The organism is Paenibacillus sp. (genome assembly GCF_031177825.1).
Classification (GTDB): Bacteria; Bacillota; Bacilli; order Paenibacillales; family YIM-B00363; genus Paenibacillus_AE.
Map to the genome: position 1 here is coordinate 142,247 of NZ_JAPSKE010000010.1, position 19,124 is coordinate 161,370.

At 44.5% G+C, this 19,124-nt stretch carries 14 protein-coding genes; 1 reads left to right on the forward strand and 13 read right to left on the reverse strand.

Annotated features, from left to right (window positions below; translation table 11 throughout):
• Positions 1-3 precede the first annotated feature (3 nt).
• From RIN49_RS14245 to RIN49_RS14260, 4 genes are read right to left on the reverse strand one after another with little or no spacing between them, the layout of a single operon-like run.
• A complete protein-coding gene (locus RIN49_RS14245) occupies positions 4-3,363 on the reverse strand; it encodes a glycosyltransferase (protein ID WP_309120828.1) in 3,360 nt (1,119 codons plus the stop codon).
• Positions 3,360-4,232 (reverse strand): glycosyltransferase family 2 protein, encoded by an 873-nt coding sequence (locus RIN49_RS14250; protein ID WP_309120829.1) that lies wholly within the window; start codon positions 4,230-4,232, stop codon positions 3,360-3,362. Before RIN49_RS14250 ends, RIN49_RS14245 begins: the two co-directional genes overlap by 4 nt.
• A complete protein-coding gene (locus tag RIN49_RS14255; RefSeq protein ID WP_309120830.1) occupies positions 4,220-5,404 on the reverse strand; it encodes an ABC transporter ATP-binding protein in 1,185 nt (394 codons plus the stop codon). Before RIN49_RS14255 ends, RIN49_RS14250 begins: the two co-directional genes overlap by 13 nt.
• 12 nt (positions 5,405-5,416) lie before the next feature.
• The gene (locus RIN49_RS14260) at positions 5,417-6,226 is read right to left on the reverse strand and encodes an ABC transporter permease (protein WP_309120831.1); all 810 of its coding nucleotides are present in this window, start codon (positions 6,224-6,226) and stop codon (positions 5,417-5,419) included.
• A 199-nt stretch (positions 6,227-6,425) separates the two neighbouring features.
• On the opposite strand from RIN49_RS14260, the gene RIN49_RS14265 reads away from it, so the two are divergent.
• Positions 6,426-8,900: an O-antigen ligase family protein gene (locus RIN49_RS14265; protein ID WP_309120832.1), complete on the forward strand. Its 2,475-nt coding sequence runs from the start codon at positions 6,426-6,428 to the stop codon at positions 8,898-8,900.
• A gap of 56 nt (positions 8,901-8,956) precedes the next feature.
• On the opposite strand, the gene RIN49_RS14270 is transcribed toward RIN49_RS14265, so the two are convergent.
• From RIN49_RS14270 to RIN49_RS14310, 9 genes are all read right to left on the reverse strand, one after another.
• Positions 8,957-9,976 carry a stalk domain-containing protein gene (locus RIN49_RS14270; protein ID WP_309120833.1) on the reverse strand — a complete coding sequence of 340 codons (1,020 nt, stop codon included), beginning with the start codon at positions 9,974-9,976 and terminating at the stop codon, positions 8,957-8,959.
• Between the two features lie 3 nt (positions 9,977-9,979).
• A complete protein-coding gene (locus RIN49_RS14275; RefSeq protein WP_309120834.1) occupies positions 9,980-10,195 on the reverse strand; it encodes a hypothetical protein in 216 nt (71 codons plus the stop codon).
• Between the two features lie 199 nt (positions 10,196-10,394).
• Positions 10,395-10,667, reverse strand: a complete 273-nt coding sequence (locus RIN49_RS14280; RefSeq protein WP_309120835.1) for a hypothetical protein — start codon at positions 10,665-10,667, stop codon at positions 10,395-10,397.
• A gap of 15 nt (positions 10,668-10,682) precedes the next feature.
• A complete protein-coding gene (locus RIN49_RS14285; RefSeq protein WP_309120836.1) occupies positions 10,683-12,506 on the reverse strand; it encodes a polysaccharide biosynthesis protein in 1,824 nt (607 codons plus the stop codon).
• A gap of 101 nt (positions 12,507-12,607) precedes the next feature.
• Positions 12,608-13,297: a CpsD/CapB family tyrosine-protein kinase gene (locus tag RIN49_RS14290; protein WP_309120837.1), complete on the reverse strand. Its 690-nt coding sequence runs from the start codon at positions 13,295-13,297 to the stop codon at positions 12,608-12,610.
• A complete protein-coding gene (locus tag RIN49_RS14295; RefSeq protein WP_309120838.1) occupies positions 13,278-14,036 on the reverse strand; it encodes a YveK family protein in 759 nt (252 codons plus the stop codon). The genes RIN49_RS14290 and RIN49_RS14295 overlap by 20 nt, the downstream gene beginning before the upstream one ends.
• A 136-nt stretch (positions 14,037-14,172) precedes the next feature.
• The gene (locus RIN49_RS14300) at positions 14,173-16,614 is read right to left on the reverse strand and encodes an S-layer homology domain-containing protein (protein WP_309120839.1); all 2,442 of its coding nucleotides are present in this window, start codon (positions 16,612-16,614) and stop codon (positions 14,173-14,175) included.
• A 120-nt stretch (positions 16,615-16,734) separates the two neighbouring features.
• Complete coding sequence (locus tag RIN49_RS14305) at positions 16,735-17,505, reverse strand: tyrosine-protein phosphatase (RefSeq protein ID WP_309120840.1); 771 nt, start codon at positions 17,503-17,505, stop codon at positions 16,735-16,737.
• A 152-nt stretch (positions 17,506-17,657) separates the two neighbouring features.
• Positions 17,658-19,076: an MATE family efflux transporter gene (locus tag RIN49_RS14310; protein WP_309120841.1), complete on the reverse strand. Its 1,419-nt coding sequence runs from the start codon at positions 19,074-19,076 to the stop codon at positions 17,658-17,660.
• Positions 19,077-19,124: the final 48 nt, after the last annotated feature.

The following is a 19,124-nucleotide window of genomic DNA, read 5'->3' on the forward strand; positions in this document are numbered from 1 at the left end:
TTCCTACCCATTTCCTTGGAAAATAGCCTCAAGTTTATCTATAGTCGGCTCCCATTTCCACTGGTCAGCAGTTTTCTTTCCATTCATAATCAATTTCGAACGCAGTTCGGAATCTTCGATGAGACGTTTAACTGCAGCCTTCGCTCCTTCTATGTCACCCTGTTTAACTACCAGTGCGTTGTACTCATCCACAATGTATTCGTCGTAGCCCGTTACTTCCCCAACTACGCAGGCACCGCCGCAAGCCATCATTTCGAGAGGCGGGCCGAAGAAGCCTTCTACTCTGCTCATCTTTAGGAATATGTCGCAACTCGAATATATTTCTTTCATCTTGTTCATAGGAAGCTTCTCGAAAAACTGATCACATCTCCAGCCTTCACGGGGTCTACCCGCCGAACTTACACACCAGATTTCACAATCTAAATCCTTGACGGCGAGGAATGCATCTTCCATCCCTTTGTAAGGAATGTCTATCGGTCCCTCTAGTAAAACTCTCAATTTGTTACCTTTTGGTAGAAGAGGCTCTGAGGGATGAATGATCTCTTCATCAAGCCCATTGGGAACATAGTATGAGTCTTTTGAGAATTGCTCTTTTAGCCAACATTGAATCCATTTAGCTTCTGTCATAAACTCGTAGTCGAAAGTGTACGTTTGCCGGGTCATTTCCTTGTCTTTTGATCCTTCGGGATGAAAGCGGGTCTCGTCGGACTGTACAAAATAAAATTTTCTCTTTGCAGGTAAATTCCGTATTGTGTATGCTGTGCTCCACCCGGTCGCAACCAAGATATCCAAGTTTAATGGCATTCGCTTGATCGGAACAATCTCGACCTTCTGATTCGGGAACCACGAAATCTCCTCTTTATCGTCTTCGGTAATGAGGATGACATCATACCCGCGTTTCAATAAACGGTTTACATGTTGACAAATAACCGCGATTCCACCAGAGATTCCGCATCCCGGAATGACATAACCGATTTTCGGCTTTAACGGCTGAATATTTTTATGTTCTTCGAGCATTAGGCTAAACCAATGGTCATCCGTCCCTTTAAATTGCAGTTCGAGATTATTGGAATGAAGTCTTAAATTCGTCAAGATTTCCGGTATGGCCTTGAATTTATACTGTTTATATGCCAGACGCAACCACAGTTCATGATCTTCTCTATATCTCATAGAAGTCTTCAAACCACCGACTTTGCGCAACGCTTCCGTCCTGGCCATTACGGTACTTTGACATGGAACACAGATCTCTTTGAGCATTGCATAATCGCAATCCGGACTAAAAACCTCTTGACCGTTCTCGATATCGATATTACGAGTACCGTCTACTAAAGCTCTCCACCCACCGTAAACGATATCCGCGTCATAATTCTCCATGTATCGCAAAGATATTTCTAATCTTCTCGGCTCTGCAATGTCATCGCTATCTTGAAAAGCAATATACTTCCCTCGCGCCTCTACGATTCCTTTGTTTCTTCCCCTTACAGCATTACCGCTGTTATTAAAAAATTTAAAAATTCGAACTTTTTCATTATCTTTATAAGCATCTACGATCTCTAAGGTTTCTTTAGGTGACCCATCGCAAACAATAATTACTTCAAGGTTTTGATGTGTCTGTCCTAGTATGGAATCTATGGATGTACGTAATACATCCGTTCTATCGTAAACAGGAATAATGACGCTAACCATAGAGTCGAACTCGCTAGTGATCGGTGTTGGTCTTGAAACCGGTGTAATATTTAACTTCTGGATGCCCGCTCGTCCGAATAAGATCCTCTTAATTGCCCACTTCGGGTTATTTCTTATTTTCTTGATTACACCTTTCAATCTTCTACACTTAAGAACCATCTTCCAGGCTTTCGAGTCATAAATCGCCATTAGTTCTTGGTTCTTTTCTTGATTAAGCTCTAATAAATACTTTGTATTGTTTTCTTTCTGGGTCAATTGTTTCTCATAATCCAAAAGTTTTTGGTTATATTCTCCCGCTTGTTGTTCGAATTCATGCACTTTCTCTTGAAACCCATCGATCATCTGTTGTGAATCCAAGACGAGCTGCGATAACTCCATATTTTTAACCGTTAGAGTATGGACCTCCTGCGTAAGTTGGTTAAGGCCCATTGTTATTTCTTCTTTTCTAGCCTCGAGCTGTTCAACTTGTTTGTATAGGTGCTCGTTTAATTCATCCTTTCTACTAACTACATTTACAAGATGTTGCAGTCTCGCGTCCATTTTATTTTCGAATTGCTCAATTAAATCGCCTAACTTCTCCATTTCGTATTTCGACAATAGGATCTCCTCGCGATACTTAGTTTCAATTTCATTCTTCAACTCTATTAAATATCTTAAATTCTTTTCTTTCTGAATTAATTCGCCGCCGATGCGTTCATAAGCCTCATTAATGATTTCTGAGACAATAGATGTTTCAATCGTTCGGTCCGATATACCTAATTCCATAACCTCAACGTACATGCTTTCCAACTCAACTATATTCTTTTTTATATCATGAAACTCTCGAATTATCTCCAGGTTCCTCTTTGCGTTGTATTCGTTATAATGTTTCGATACTTCCTCTTCGAGTAACGACTTGGTAAACTGAAGTTTATGTGTCCTTCCCGAAAAATTCTTTCGACGCAACTCAAAATAATTCCCAGGAGTAACAATCCCATCGCCACCATTGTAATCGTAGACCAACGAAATTTTCCCGCAAGCCATGGCTTCTAGGATCCCTCGCCCCAAAGAAACAACAATGTCCGCAGTGGAAATACTTTTTTCTACTTCCCACTTTTGCGTAACCGCTAAGCCTAAAATCTCAAACTCAATGTTATGCGATTGACAAAACTCTTGTAGGTTACCCTTTACTTCTTCTGTAAAGCGATTCGATATTAACAATAATCTTTTAGGTTCTTTAGAAAAAAAGTTTCTTGGCGAAAATCTATCCAGATCAATAGAGTTTCTGAAAATGGCTGTATCTTTCTCAGGAATATTATGCGTCCGAACTAAATGTTCTTGAACCTCTTCGCTTACCGCAAGGTATTTCCTTACACTTGGAAGTTTTACGGGTTGCTCCTGCCAAGGCAAAATCCCATGGCTCATAAAGACCATGGGAACATTAGGGTAACGCAGATAGGCAATAGCAGCCTCCATTCTGTGTTGCGCATGGATAATATCGATTTCAAGAGGAAAATCAGTTATATTATTACTTACAATAATTCCTGCCTCAGTAAACTTCTCAGCAATCTCTCCTAATTTCGAAGAATAGCAGAATACTTTATTCCCTCTATCCACTAATTCTTTAGCGATCGTATAGGTGAATGTCTCTGTCCCGCCGAACTTTTGTAGATCGAATAATGTAAATAATATTCTCACTTTTGATCCCCGCTCCTATCCATATATCCATGTATGATTACGGAGTTCATAAATAATTCTTGTCCCCAAGGGTACAGAGGCCGGTCGAAATCCGATAGGGTATGAACCGCCTTTCCCTTTCGTGCCTCCCACTTTTGACCATACGTTTCCTTTGGGAAATACTGCGAATAGTAATTACATGTCTCTTCCCAGTGTTGAATGGATAACGACTTGCCGTAATGTTGACAGTAAAAATGTACCATACCCACTGCAGATTCTGGAACTACCGGTTCTCTCGAGTCGCTCCCCTTATAAAAAATATTTTGATTTGAAGCCCTCCATAACATAATTATATTTCTGCACTCTGGACCAAAGTATTTCCTAAAATACGCTAAGGGTCCGCCTGAATACGGTTCATTGTCTTCAGGGGTGATGTAAGCATCAAATAAACGTATTCTTATATAATCTAGCGAAGAAGCTTCTTCCGTTTCTAGATAGGTACGAATATCTCCGATATATCGCTCATCCGCATCCGCGCAAAGAATCCATTCCGGGTTATATTCTAAAGCAAGTTCGTGAAGCAATTTCCTGTGGTTCGTCTCGCTTTCCAATCGTTCCTCAATCTTTGTAGCCCAATTAAAGTTTCGGATAACGGCAATGGTTTTGGGATGCTTCGAAACGATTTCAAAGGTCTTGTCGGTACTTGCGTCGTCGTAGCAGATAATTGCATCTGCAATGCTAGATAAGTGTTCCAACGTATCTCTTATAATTAACTCTTCGTTTCTTATTCTTAAAAGTACAATGAGTTTTATTTTTGATGGAACACGTGAAGGATATCTGTAGACACGCGTTTTTTCCAACTTCTTATATATAAAGTTTAATAAATCCATTCGTGTTTACTCCGGAACATACCGTCCCCAATCGGGATACCGTTTCTGTTTTTCTTATATTCGATCGCGAAGGTTGTTATAAAATCTTTTCTGTCGTACGGGAACATCGATAACTCGTCTGAGATTACAACAGTTAAAAAATATTTTCCCCTGATAAAGTCATTCCTCGGGATCCTAAGTATTAACTCATTATAAGTACTACTGAACACGATATCGTCTCGCACCGTATTATACAAGGTAACTAGACGACCGCTTGCATCATAAACGATGACGCCTACCCCATAGGACAGGATTTCTTCTCGGAACTCTAAATTTATTTTAATTTGGATATCCTCATCCATTTGATATACTGCCTTATCCATCTTCACATCGCGAATATATATTTTATTTTGACTATTATCGCTTTCTTGTGCTATCTGTTGATGGTGGGCTTGGTTCTGTTCATTAATAAAATCCTGATATTCAGTGCAAACCACATCGGCCACACCGTCTAATACCAGTTCTCCTTTGTCGATCCATATCGCTCTGTCACAAAAATTCCGCACCCCAGATATGGAGTGACTTACAAAAAATATTGATTTACCTTGTTTTCTAAACTCTTTCATCTTTGTAAAAGATTTCTCCTGGAAATAGGCATCTCCTACGGACAAAGCTTCATCGACAATCAATATATCCGGATCCACATTGATTGCCACTGCAAACGCTAAACGAGCAAACATCCCGCTGGAATACATCTTTACCGGTTGGTTGATAAATTCTCCAATGTCTGCAAAAGTGACAATCGAGTTTACTTTCTCAGAAATTTCCTTTTTCGACAAACCAACGATAGTTCCGTACAAGTAAATATTTTCCATGCCTGTATATTCCGGATTAAACCCGGCTCCAAGCTCCAACAAAGCAGAGACGCTGCCATTCACCTCGACATCACCAAAACTCGGTTGAAGTACACCTGCAATTATCTTGAGTAATGTAGATTTACCGGACCCATTCTTCCCAAGAACACCTACGGTTTCACCTTTAGACACTGAAAAGCTTATATTATTTAATGCAAAAAATTGATTATGGAAGGTCTTTTTAAAAGGATGTACTATCTCTTTCAACCTATCGACTTTCGACTGGTATAAGTTATATGACTTGGTCAACTGATTTACTTTAATAGCGTACTCACTCATTGTTCCAACTCCTTAAATCACATCGGCAAAGTGAACGGATGTTTTTTTGAAGAAATATCCCCCAACAAGGAGTAATATACCTGTGAAGGACCAGAAATAGACCGTCAAATAAGGCTCCGACTCCCAAAACCAAGTGTGATAAAGCAAGGACGACCTATACCCTTCAACAATGTAATACATCGGCAATAACTTAATATACAGGTGGAATTTTTCAGGCATCATGTTGAGCGACCAAAAGATAGGGGTTAACCAAAAACCGAATTGCAGCAACATGCTTACAGCCTGGGCTGTATCCTTAATAAATACATTTAACGTTGCTGTTATCCACGATAAAGCTTGGACTAGCAAGATCGTTGCTAATAAGAAATATAGTAATTGAAGGTTAACGATGGAAAATGGTATTCCGTATAGAAATAAAATGACAATAACAAATACTATAAAGAAACAATGAACAATTAATGAAGATATAATTTTTACCATCGGCAAAACTTCTACATTAAAAACAATCCGTTTTACCAAATGACTGTTTTCCGTAACGGAGTTAGTGGCACTTGAAAGACTTTCTGAAAAGAAAAACCACGGTATTATACTAGCAATGAAGTAAATAATATAAGGAATATCATTAACAGGTTGAGATTTAAAACCCATTTCAAAAATAAACCAAAAAATCAAAACCATTGCGGTTGGTTGGATAAAGGCCCATAACGCACCAAAATATGAACCAAGATACTTAGAGCGAAAATCGTTGTAGGCTAAATCCAAAATTAAAGATCTTTTCTTTACAAACTGTTTTATTAGCGATAGAAAATTTCTAAAAATCATTGTAAACAACTCCTGGAGTAATTGGGGTTGAGCAATTAGTCATTGCCTTCAAATAGCTCAATAAAGTATATCAAAATTCAACACCCTTAACTACAAACCATGAATGCCAAATATCAGCTTAATCCTTGTCTCTACCTATCTTAGCTTTTAATATGATAAAATACTATTAATTGTTCGATAAGTAGAAGAGGAGAAAACTATGCAACTTCAATCCAACCAAAAAATTATCCGTCAAGGAACAGATAGTGGTGGCTTTCTGTTCTGGACTGTGGCTATTGGAGCTTTCTGTTTTTTAATTTTTGCTCCATTTAGCAGAGGACTTTTCAATGGAACCCAAAGTTCCTTTGACAGCAGTATTTTTGCTGCACAAATTGCTGTTGCACTAACTACAATGTTTCTTTCCCTTCGCCTATTTAAGTTGGATACGGCTATTCGCAGCCTGTCGCTGGTTCACATATTATGGTTAATCCCCTTATCGTACCTACTAAGTTTATTTGGGGCTGCTTCAGTTTACTCAGCTATGTATTCTTTATGGATCTCCATTCTATATACTTTTGTAGTTTACATTGGAGCGGTAACAGCCAACGGCAACTTCGGCAGTCGTCTCCTCTCCATTGGAATATTAATATCATCTTCAATTATCGTTTTATTCGGACTCATGAACTGGTTCGGTGATGCGTCGTTCTGGGGGTTATTTAACTGGTCGGAAGTCGATGGTCAGGTATCCAAGACCTACAGGGACGCCGTACTAATCGACTCCAATGGTGAGCGACTTACTTCCGTCTTCCAATATGCAAATAGTTATGCTGCCTATTTGTTGGCTGTTATATTAGCTGTATTGGTCATCATGGTTGGGGCGAAGAATCGGTTCTTTATCGCATCCACCGCCTTGTTGTTGGTTCCAGCCTTATTATCCCTTGTGTTGACTTTATCCCGAGGGGGCTTGGTCGTATTCCCGATCATTTTAGTACTTGTCTTACCATTTCTAAAATTCTCAAGACAAATTCTGTTTATCGTCCATCTCATTCTGAGCGGAATCACCGTACTCTTGATATTAAACCCAGTAACGGAGTTAGGTTTGGAGTTACAAAATAATTTTTCCTCCGGTACAGCATTGCAGGCTTGGAGCATCGTAATTGCAGGGTCCGTTACCTCAGGCGCACTAAGCTTTGTAATCCAACGGTTTCTCTCCGTAAAGGTTGAAGGACGACTGGCAGCCTTTGATGACAAAAAGATGACGATGCTTGTTTTGCCCCTAGCTGCGGTAATTGTCGGTGCACTTGGACTTTATCTACTCTTGGGAAACACCGGCTTTGTTAAGATGCTTCCGGATAACATCCAGACCCGCGTAGAGAACATAAACTTAAACCAGCACAGCGTTCTTGAACGCGGAACCTTCTATCAAGACGCGATCAAGCTTTGGAAGGACTATCCGGTGTTCGGGGCCGGCGGCGGCGCTTGGCAGACACTGTATGAGAAGTATCAGAACAACCCTTATACGAGCCGACAAGCACACAACTTTTATCTCCAGACCTTAGTTGAAGTCGGGATCGTCGGTCTTCTCTCGTTGCTTCTAGTAATCGGCGCAGTTCTTTATCACTTCCTCCGATCTTACTGGAAGAAGCCCGAAGAAGATCGTTATCCTTACCTCGTATTTTACATTTTCGCAGCCGCCATCCTGATACACAGCTTCATCGACTTTAACATGAGCTATGTGTACCTGGGTGCGATCGTGTTCTTATGCCTTGGCGGCATGCTGGCCTCCAACGAGCTCTCGCCGTATGCATGGCAAGAGAAGATGGCCAAGTCGAAAGCAAGGTATATATACCCGTCCGCACTAGTGATCGGGGCCGCAGTGTTCCTGTTTGTCTCTATAAGCAATCTGTCGAGCAACAATCAGTACAACTTCGCTCGGGACGGTGCGTTCGGAGGCAAGCCCTTAGATGAATATTATGACGAACTCAACAGTGCGATCGGCAAACTGAAGCATCCGGAATATGTCGACCTGAAGTTGCAAATACTGAATTCATTATATAATCAATCCAACAATGAGCAGTATGCCCAAGAAGCTGAAAAGCTGTTGTCGGAGATGAAGGAACGGGAACCGTACTACAAGACGTTCGTTTATCGTGAGCTCCAACTCCGGTCGGCCCAAGGTCAATTCGAAGCGGCGGTTGAATTATTAGAGAAGAGCATTCCCAACTATCCATGGGATATCGAATTATACGAACAACTGGCAACTACGCATTTTATAATTGGATTAAACAGTCTTCAGGCAGGCCAGCCGGACGCTGCCAACGCGGCTTGGAATGAGGTGGCGTCCCTCTTGGCTCGGGTGAACGAAAAGGCCGCTTACTTGGATACGCTCCCTGAAGCGCAGCTTCAAGGCCGTGCCTTCGGACTTACGCCTGGCCTAGCGCTTCCCCTGGGCCAAATCGCTTATTATCGGGGCGACTACGCACAGGCGGAGCAGTATCTAAGCATGCGCCTAGACCCCAATTACGATGATGCATACGACTCTGAAGCGACGTTGTACTACGCCGCTACCTTGACCAAACAAGGCAAGGGGGACGACGGATTAATCGCGGAACTTCTTGTCCGCTTTCCGGACAATCAAGAACAGCTGACCGGGAAGTTAGAGGCGATCTTATCGCAACCCGTCATAGGCCAATAATACAAAAACCCGGAGTACCGATTCATCGGCATTCTGGGTTTCTTTATACTAAATCTTTATAATCCGTATTGGGCTTTCTTATCTGCAACGAAGTCTTCGTACAGGTTAACATACCCATCCGCGACGGCGACATCGTAACCATTGTCTTGGAGGCGATTCTTAAAGTCGGCAATAAGAGAATAGAAGGCATTGTCGCAAGCGATGAACTCCGCCTCTCCCTGCGAATAAAGCGCGTCTTTCTCTGATGGATCCGTCGCCGCTTCGTATTTGTTTTTAATATCGGTTAATTTAGCCTCGCAGGCAAATTGCAATGCGAGGATTTTGCTTATTGCATCGGATTCAATCGATTCGGCACTTGGCTTGGGCACTCCCGCACCGCCTCCAGCGCCGCCCCCGCCGCCGACTGTTGGCGGCGTCGCCGGTTGCGTTGGAGCCGTCGTTCCAGGCTTCTGGTCGTTCGTCTGCGGTTGCTTCGGGGTTGTGGGCGATTTACTTTCCTGAGTCTTACCTGTAACCTTGATCGCATACGTCTTCGGGTCGAATTGGACATTCTGACCTACTGAGTCGCTGAAGAAGCGCAACGGTACATAAACTTTATTGTTGTAGATAAACCCGGATTTGTCGGCGGCGGGCGTCTTCTTCACGCCATCAAACATATAAGTAATCGGCTTGGAGAAAACTCCAATGGATTGAGTAACGACCGATTCTTGCGTCGGTGCGGTCGAAGACTCGACGGCATAAGCGGCGTTCGATTTGCGGATGGCTTCCTTTTCGTTCTTCGATGGCTCGGTGACATAAACGGTCATCGTGTTGCCATCCCATGCTACCGACTTCTCGACGGCATTAGACATGAAACGCAGCGGCACGTAAGTCGTACCTTCGTGGATAAAACCTTCTTCCCCTTTCGCCGGGGCTAAAACTTGTCCATTGAAGGTAAAGCTTATCGGCGCTTTAGCAATGGATATCGACAACTGAGTTTCCGAGGCGTTATTCGCCTGCGCGACGGCGAACGCGCTTCCAAAGATTATGGCGCTGGCAGCGGCAAGGGCGCTGCCTCTTTTCAAAAGATTCTTCATACCCTACTCCTTTGGCTGTTCTGTGCTTTCTTTTACCTCGGCGTAACTATTCCCCTGGCTTAACCCGTATTTGGCCGCAATAGCGATTAGTTCGTTATACTCCTCTTCGCTTAAACGTGATAGAAAAGTATCTCGAGCAGCTTTTTTCTCTTCGACCGTAATGCCGCCGGCAGCGATCGCCGCGAATTCCCGCAGCTCCGCCGCGCTGAATTTCTCCATTAATACGCCTGCTACTGTAAGTTTCTCCCGAGCGGTTACGTTTTCTTGTACGCTTGCCGCCTGTTCCGAGCTAATATTCGGATCATAGCCGACAGACTCTTCCGACTTATCCGCGGCCGTCTGCGGCGGGTTACCGTTGCTTGACGGCTGCTCTTGAGACGAGGAAGAAGGCGCTGTCGCCGACGAGCCCCCTCCCGCTTCATCCCCTGTCATAGGCTCCGAAGCAGGGACATGACTTGATGTACCCCTGAGGCACCTCAGACGCCCCTTCTGGCGGGGTTGCCTTGTCCTCCTCTGATTCCGGCTCCTGCACCGCCTCTTCGGCCGCAACTGGTATTGAAGGGACGGCGTCGGTCATCTGTTTTAGCGTATACGTCACAGCTGCATCCATGGCATAATAAGCGCCGATGCCAAGAATGAGCAAGGTGCCCGAGAGGATCCACACCCATCGGAATCTGCGCTTCGCTTTCAATCGCTTCACCTCCTCTTAAGATACATTCCCGTAACTCGGCACAATCGTCTTTAACAGCGAACGGATACTCTGCTGGTCCTCCCCGAGCACTTGCTCCAATCGCTTCAACTCGAAATCCATCTCGGTACGGCTAATGTTCGAGGGACGGCCGATAAAGATTCGATTATGCTTCGTGGACGTAAGTCCCTCTTCATCGGTTAGCAACTCTTCGAATAACTTTTCCCCGGGACGAATTCCCGTAAACTCGATCTTAATATCCACATGAGGCTCCAAGCCGGAGAAGCGAATGAGATCTTCTGCCAGCGTGACGATCCTCACTGGCTTCCCCATGTCGAGTATGAACACCTCGCCCCCCTCGGCGTAAGCACCAGCTTGGATGACAAGTTGTACAGCCTCCGGGATCGTCATGAAGTAACGGACCATATCCGGGTGCGTGACGGTGACCGGACCGCCTGCCGCGATCTGTTCCTTAAACCTTGGAATGACGCTCCCTCGGCTCCCTAACACGTTCCCAAACCGTACAGCGGAAAACTTCGTCTTGCTATGTACATTCATACATTGGATGACCATCTCCGCGATCCGCTTCGTAACCCCCATAATGCTCGTCGGGTTTACGGCTTTATCGGATGAGATCAGAACGAACCGTTCAACACCGTAGAGATCTGCATACTCAGCTACATTCCTAGTGCCGAACACATTGTTCTTAATGGACTCCGACGGGTTACGTTCCATTAACGGTACGTGCTTATGGGCGGCCGCATGGAACACAACCTGTGGGCGAAAATGATTAAAGATCGTGTCGAGTCTCTTCCGGTCTTGAACGTCCGCAATGATCGTCTCGATCGGACAAGCGACTTTCAACCGCAAGAGCTCTGTCTCGATCTGATAGATGCTATTTTCCCCGTGACCCAGGAGAAGCAGCTTCTTTGGCTGGAAGAAGGCGATCTGACGGCACAGCTCCGAACCGATCGAGCCCCCGGCTCCGGTAACGAGTACCGTCTTATCCCGTATGTAGTCTGTAATCCCTGCCAGATCCACGCTGACGGGATCTCTACCCAATAAGTCCTCAACCTGCACATCTCTAATCGAGCTTAAGCTTACCTTGCCAGCCAGAATTTCGGAGAGCGCTGGAAGCATTTTCAAACGAACGCCTGTGTTTTTACAAGCCTCAATGACGTCGGAGATCTGCGTTTTGGATATGGACGGCATCGCAATGATGATTTCTTCAACGTGGTACTTTTCCACAGTTGTCGAAATGAGTTCCCGACCGCCGAGAACTTTAATCCCTTGGACCTGCAGCCCCTTCTTCTTCGGGTCATCGTCGATGAAGGCAACGGGGTATAACTCTGAAGCCGGGTTATTCTTCAGCTCCCTGACGATCGATGCGCCTCCATCGCCAGCGCCTATAATAAGCGCCGGTTTCTTCGTTCGTTGGTTCTTTCCGAAGTACGTATCTCGGAGCACTCTCCAGACGAATCTCGAGCCTCCGACAAGAATCAGAACCGTTTGGAACGTACGCGTCAGCACAGGAAAATCTACAACTTCCTGAAACAACACCATCGTTGCAAGGTAAGCTAATAGAATCCCTATCGCCGTGGCCTTGACGACGGCAACGATCTCTCCAATGCTAGCATATCTCCAGGCTCTGTGATAAAGCTTAAAGTAGTAGAAAGATAGACCCAGGGCGAATACCGCCGTCATGCTAAATCCGACGACTTCTCCCCATAGTGCAATCGGGATCATCCCGTCGTGGCGGATCAGGTAGGATGAAACTACAGAACTCCCAACGAAAATGCAGTCCAATGCAACGAGCAGTATGACTCTTACATTGTTATTCATAGGTATTTCGCCGTCCCATCTCTCTTTATGTCCGACTATTGTAGCACAACCGCGATCATTTTTGTTAATAAATAGAAACAATTAAAAAAGAGCAGCCGGAGCTACTCTTCTGTTGCACCATAGTAGTAATAGTACGCATCCGCATTTTTCCGGTCCATGTTGTTTAAGACGACGCCTAGAATTCGTGCCTTCGCGTGGTCCAAGCTAGCTTTCGCCTTCGCTGCCAAATCCCTCTTCGTATTACCGGAACTGAGTACTAATAGCACTCCATCCGTTAACGTAGAGATGATCTGTGCATCAGCGACCGCCAAGGTCGGCGGGGAATCGATGATGATCGTATCGTATTGATGACGAAGTTCTTCGATCAAGCGGCTCATCCGCTTGGAGGACAGCAACTCCGAAGGATTCGGCGGGATCGGGCCCGACGTGAGCACTTGCAAATTCGGCGTCGACGTATCCCGAACAACGGACTCGAACTTGCTTTGATTCGTTAAGACGCTTGTAAGCCCGCCACGATTGCTTAGCATGAAGAAGTGATGCATTGTCGGCTTTCGAAGGTCGGCATCGATGATGAGCGTCTTCTTCTCGGCTTGCGCATATACAACGCCTAAATTGGATGCGGTCGTCGACTTACCGTCCCCGGGATTAGCCGAGGTCGTCATAACGACTTGAATCGGATTGTCTACCGCAGACAACTCAATATTCGTTCTTAGCTTGACGTACGCTTCAGAGATCGGCGACCTAGGGTTATGCTGGGTAATGATTTTCCGCTTATTGCTCAAGGACGGCACGTTTGTCAGTCACCTTTCTCTTGGAACTTTTCGCCCCGTGGGCGAAATCTTCTTCCGTCGTCTTCGCGATCGCGGTCAAGGTCGGCAAGCCTATAATGGCCTCCACGTCGCGTTCCGTCTTAATCGTATCATCCAGGTACTCTAACAAGAACGCGATACCTAGCATCACCATCAACGATACAACGAATGCGATCGCAATGTTTAACTTTACGTTAGGCTTCACAGGGGAAGGCGATACATTCGAAGGCGCTTCGTTCAAGATGGAAACATTGTCCACGTTCATAATGAATGGAATTTCCCTCTGGAATACAACCGAGATTGCATTGACGATAGCGGCCGCCCTCTCATAAGAACCATCCTCTACGATAAGGGTCATAACTTGCGTGTTATTAACCGAACTAACTCGGACTTTATCGCTCAATTCGCCCGCGGTAAGACCGAACTCGGGATGTTCGGACATCACCTTATCCATGATCGCAGGCGTCTTAATGATTTCTTTGTATGTATCGATGAGACGTAAGTTCAAATTTACCGCATTCAAGTCCAACTGCTGCATGCCCGCCGTTGATTCGTTCGATTGGTTCACGATCAACTTCGTCGAAGCCTCATATACAGGCTTAAGGACATACATACTTACGATTCCTGCAGCGACACTCGCAAGGATCACGACAGTCACAATCAACCAAAGTCGCTTGCGTACAATCTTAAGATAATCCTTCAGTTCTAACTCCATTTCCATGATGAGCTTAACTCCCTTAACAGTCTTGTCCTATCATTTTACACGAATATCGGAGGATTGGATACGGGAATGAATAGGAAAATACAAGGCCCGTCTTCCTCCGAGAAGAAAGACGGGCCCTCATGTTGGGTTCTACTTATTGTTGCAGCAAGCGATAGATCATAACCGCTGCTTGCGCTCGAGTCGTGTGGGCGTTCGGTGCGAATTCCTCTGTCGGAAGGCCTTGAACGATTCCTAGGTCAGCCGCGAATGCGACTCCATCCTCGAGCGTTGCAAGGATTTGATCCGCATCCTTGAACTGCGCCAATACGTCTTCATTCGCGATGAAGCTTTGTTCGCCGCGCACTTGCTGCAGACCGCGAGCAATCATCGTCGCCATCTCCGCGCGCGTAATCGGCGCATTCGGATCGAAGCTTGTAGGCGTTCTTCCGTTCGTAATGCCCCACTTCGAGACGGCTGCGACGTACGGTTGGAACCAATCGTCTGCGGAAACGTCAGCGAAGCTTTCTTTCGCGCTGCCGCCAGCGATGCCAAGCGCCTTGGAAATCATCTTGGCGAACTCTGCTCGCGTTACGCTTGCGTTCGGGTCGAAGTCGCCAGCGCCGCGGCCTTCGACGATCCCCTTCGCCGCAACGACCTTGATTTCCTTCCCTGCCCATGTACCGACCGAAGCCGTGTCCACGAATTCAACTTCATTCTCGACGACCGTATACGTCGACAGCGTCGAGCGAGGTGCCGTCACCGTTCCGTTCTCGTAGGTGCCGCCGACGATCTCAAGACCGTCCTCCGTGACCTTCGCTGCCGTCAAAAGATCCTCGTCGAAGTCCGCATCCGAATCCACCGACAGCGTCAGGGAAACCGGGCGATCGAATTCGTCGATCTCGCCACCCGTCGGAGCGACGAACGTGAACGTTACGACATCGGCAATTCCGCTGACGGAGTCATCCGAGGCGTTGCTAATCGTCAGCGTCGTTCCGGCTGCGACCTCCGAAGGAGCGAAGTTAATACCCGCGCCGTTCACCGTAACATTGATCGAAGTAGCGCCCGCACCGGTTACAGCTGTTAGAAGCGCGCTAACCAATTGAAGGCTGACTTCGTCCGCATCGACGTCGCCAAGATCAAGCGTGAGCGCCATGTTTACGTTGGCATTGGCGTCGAGCTCCTTCAACGATGCTTTCAGCGCGTCTACTTCCGCCTTAATTGCAGCAAGCTGTTGCTGTAACTGCCCAACGTTCACGTTGGCCGTCGCCTTGCCGTTCGTTACCGTCACCGTGTTGGACAAGGAAACCTTACCAATCTCCTTGATTGCCTCTTTTACGTTCTTGAGGGCTTCCTTCATGATCTTGCTCTTCTCTTGCGGCGAAGCTTCCGCCAGCTTCGCCTTCGCTTCTTCTACAGCTTTCTTCGCGGCTTGGGCTTGTTCTGCCGCTTGCGGAGGAAGCGTCGTGCCCGGTCCGGGACCGCCGGGGCCAGCTGGGCCGGATTCGGAATTTCTACGAAGCGTAATGTTGCCTTTGAAAACCAACTCATCATACACTTTAGCCTTAGCATATACGGATGCCGTAACGTTCGTATCGGTCGGTGCGGAGCTGCTCAGGACGAACTTGCCGCCGGAGAAGCTAATATAGCTTTCTGGCGTCTCAACTCCCCAATTGACATAGCTGGAGATATCTTCACCGAAAATTGTAAGCCGCGGCGTCAACTCTACGCCTCCTGAAGTAGAAGCAAGCTTCGCTTCGGAGCGAACGACTCCCTTCAGAATCGCGGTCGTTGCTTTCGCATCGCTGTCGAACTTGTCCAAGTAATTCAACGCAGTATCTGCGAGTGCTTCAGCCAAGGCCGTTTTTTCACCAGGCTGGGACGTGTAATAAGCCAATGCTTTGGAAATCTTCAGGTTCGAATCGCCGATCACAGATACGTACGCCGCTTTCAGGTCAGCCTTCAAAGCGCCCCGTTGCTCCGTTAACAACTTCCCATTCTTATGGGCGTTCAAGTAAACCAATGCCTTTTCCAAATCAAACTGGTTGATAACAGCCGATTGAGAGGCGCTCAAGAATTCCGCAAAGTCGGATACATCGAGCCCATTCTCCCCATCCAAGCTTACACCACTGCCTGCTAGAATTCTAGAAATCCAAGCTCGGAAATCACCATTCTCCCGCAGCGTGTTCAAACCTTTGCTCAGCGTCTCTTGATCGCTCGAAAGCATGAGAGAGAAGGAAGCGACCACCGCTAGTGTCTCGAAAGCATTGATTTCGTTCTCATCATCCTGCTTGGCATTGATGAATTCGACTAACGGCTCGACCAAGTATTCATTCCCCGAGCTAACGCTATTGTTGGCCAAATCTAGACTAAGCTGTTTAACCTCCGCTTGTTCTTCCGCGGTTAACTTGCTGTACACGTTCAGTACCCGCTCCAGCCACGCATTTGCTTCCGGTGGGAGCGGATTCTCGGACAGAGAAGCGCTTGCTACAGGAGTTCCGAACAGCTCTTGAATCCCCTTATGACTCAACGGAATTCCCGCGATGGAACCGAAAACCAAGCTTGCTGCCACAGTAGTCTTTAATACTTTCTTCTTCATGGTTTCACCTCGTATGTACTTTATAACCGACAAACATTTATACCAAATTCAGTAAGGCAGTTAGGGCTAGTCTATCACAATATTGCATCTTTTATCAACGATATTAATAGATTTAAAAATCTACCTGCGCCAAAAATATAGGATGCTCTTCTTCTTTTTCATTGACTTCAACAATTCTATCGGCTCATCATGAATGACCCTGGCCGCGTTGGACAAGTAATAGGCTTGCATCTCTTCCCCAAGCTCATTGGCGACCCATTCCGCCGCTTCCTTCATTAGGAAAGGTCTTGACGTATTATTATGTGCGTCGGATGCGATGACATGGATCAAATTACGCTCACATAGTTCCAAAGCGACCTTCTGTACTTTAGAACCGAAACGACCTACTAATGACTGAGAAGTGACCTGGCTTAGAGCACCATACTCAACTAACTCCTCTAGCAACTTCGGTTGGCGTGCAATCGCTCGGTTTCTCTCGGGATGTGCGATGATCGGTGTTAATCCGTAGATCTGAAGCTCGTGGAACATCTCTTTGATGTTCGCAGGAACCTCGCTCGATGCAAACTCTATTAGAATATATTTTGAATTGTTAAGAGTCAATAGGCTTGAATCTGCGTATAAATCCTCAATTAATGAATCGTAGAAGCGAATCTCTTGTCCTGATACTATGGTAAGCGGAATTGACGCATCCCTTAATGCTTCGTTCAATGTTTTGACACCTTTAATTACCAAATCCCGATTATTAACAAAGTTTCCATCATTATGATGAGGAGTTGCGACGATTATATCTATGCCATCTGCAAATGCTGCTCTTGACATCATTATAGAGTCCTCTATCGAACCCGCCCCGTCGTCAACACCATGAAGTATGTGGCAATGTATATCAATCAAGTGACCACCTCTTGACTTTTGAAATAAATTAACCCACCCTACATTTATCTTCTACAGTAGGGGATTACATGATTTACTCCACTATGTAGCGCTCTCTAACGTCCATTCATTCGTGCTAGTGAACATGACCAACAAACTATTTAATTCTACGCTTAGGTCTTCGTTAATCTCTTCAAGCTTATTATTGAATTCTTGAGATCCTTCTTTTTTATGCATACATATATCACTAACGCGAAACCGTAAATAATAATGGAAATTGACGAATCGGCATACCATCCGGCTATTATAAAGGTTGTTGTCATGATTATCTCAAGCATTGCATCCTTATAAAAGGGTATCTTTATTATCCTTGAAAGAAAGGCTTCAGCGATAATACACCGAAAACATAATAGGATCACCATAGAGATAATAGCTAAATTCAAGTTGTGTAGTATCTCTGTTGTTACTAAGGTAAGAACTAAACTAAGTACAAGAGATATTAAATTGACTCTTAAGATCAGCTTTTCCTTTCTTAAAGTTTTCAAGTATGTGCTTATTAGGAGTGCCATCTTACCTTCAAACACACAAATAGGAAACATCAAGGCCATGTAAAATAAACTATCAGTATATTTAGGTAACCACACTAACAAAATTTCTTTAATTGGGTAATAAGTAATAAGAGAAGCAAATAAAAACACCATTAGGATGTCTCTAAGTGTAATATAGATTCTTGGCAAACTCTCCCCATTAACTTTTCTTAAAACCGGAAATAGCACCATTCCAACGGAATTAATTAGTAACATCAGTAATTTTGAAATACTCAATGTTAAAGATACCTTTCCAAAGGCGGAAACATCCCAAGTACGCTCTATTCCAAACCTAACTACTCCAATAATTAGCATACTCGCGATATTCGCAAACATCAAACTAATTCCTGATTTAATATTCTCAAGTATTTCAGTCAAACTAAAAGAAAATTTTTGAACCCTCTTGTAAACTATATCTCTACAACAATACATCGCATAAAACAACGAAATTAATTTCCCTACCAAATCAGCTTGTATAATTAATTTGTAATCTGTAACTCCTGTAAACAGTAACGAGAATACTATTAAACAATAAATTATTCTCTCAAATACAATAATCCTTGCGTATTCAACTATTTTATTTGTACCCTGAAGGATATATAACAACATTTGTCTTACATTTGTAAGAATCAAACATAGTGCGGTCATTTGATAAATAAATAACTTATTTTCATCAACAAAAAAGACTATTGAGAATGTAAATATTATTAATGCTATGAAAGATTGCATAAATAGAAGCATATAAAATTGCGAAAAAAATAAGCCCTTGTCCAGATCCAGATAATCCTTACCAGTGTATCTTAGGTATATTCCATCATTCCACCCCAGATGCAAGAAACCGACATAGGAAGTATAAAATAAGTACAATTGAAAATACCCGTACTCTTGTACGCCTATTAATTTAGGTATTATCAATATAATCAAAATTGAAACAATAACTGAAATAATATTAGATACTAATGAATATGATAAATTTTTAATAAAATTAATTGCTCTACTGTTCATCAAAGGAACCTCATTGTTCTCTATATAAACTCCAGAGTAGTTATAATA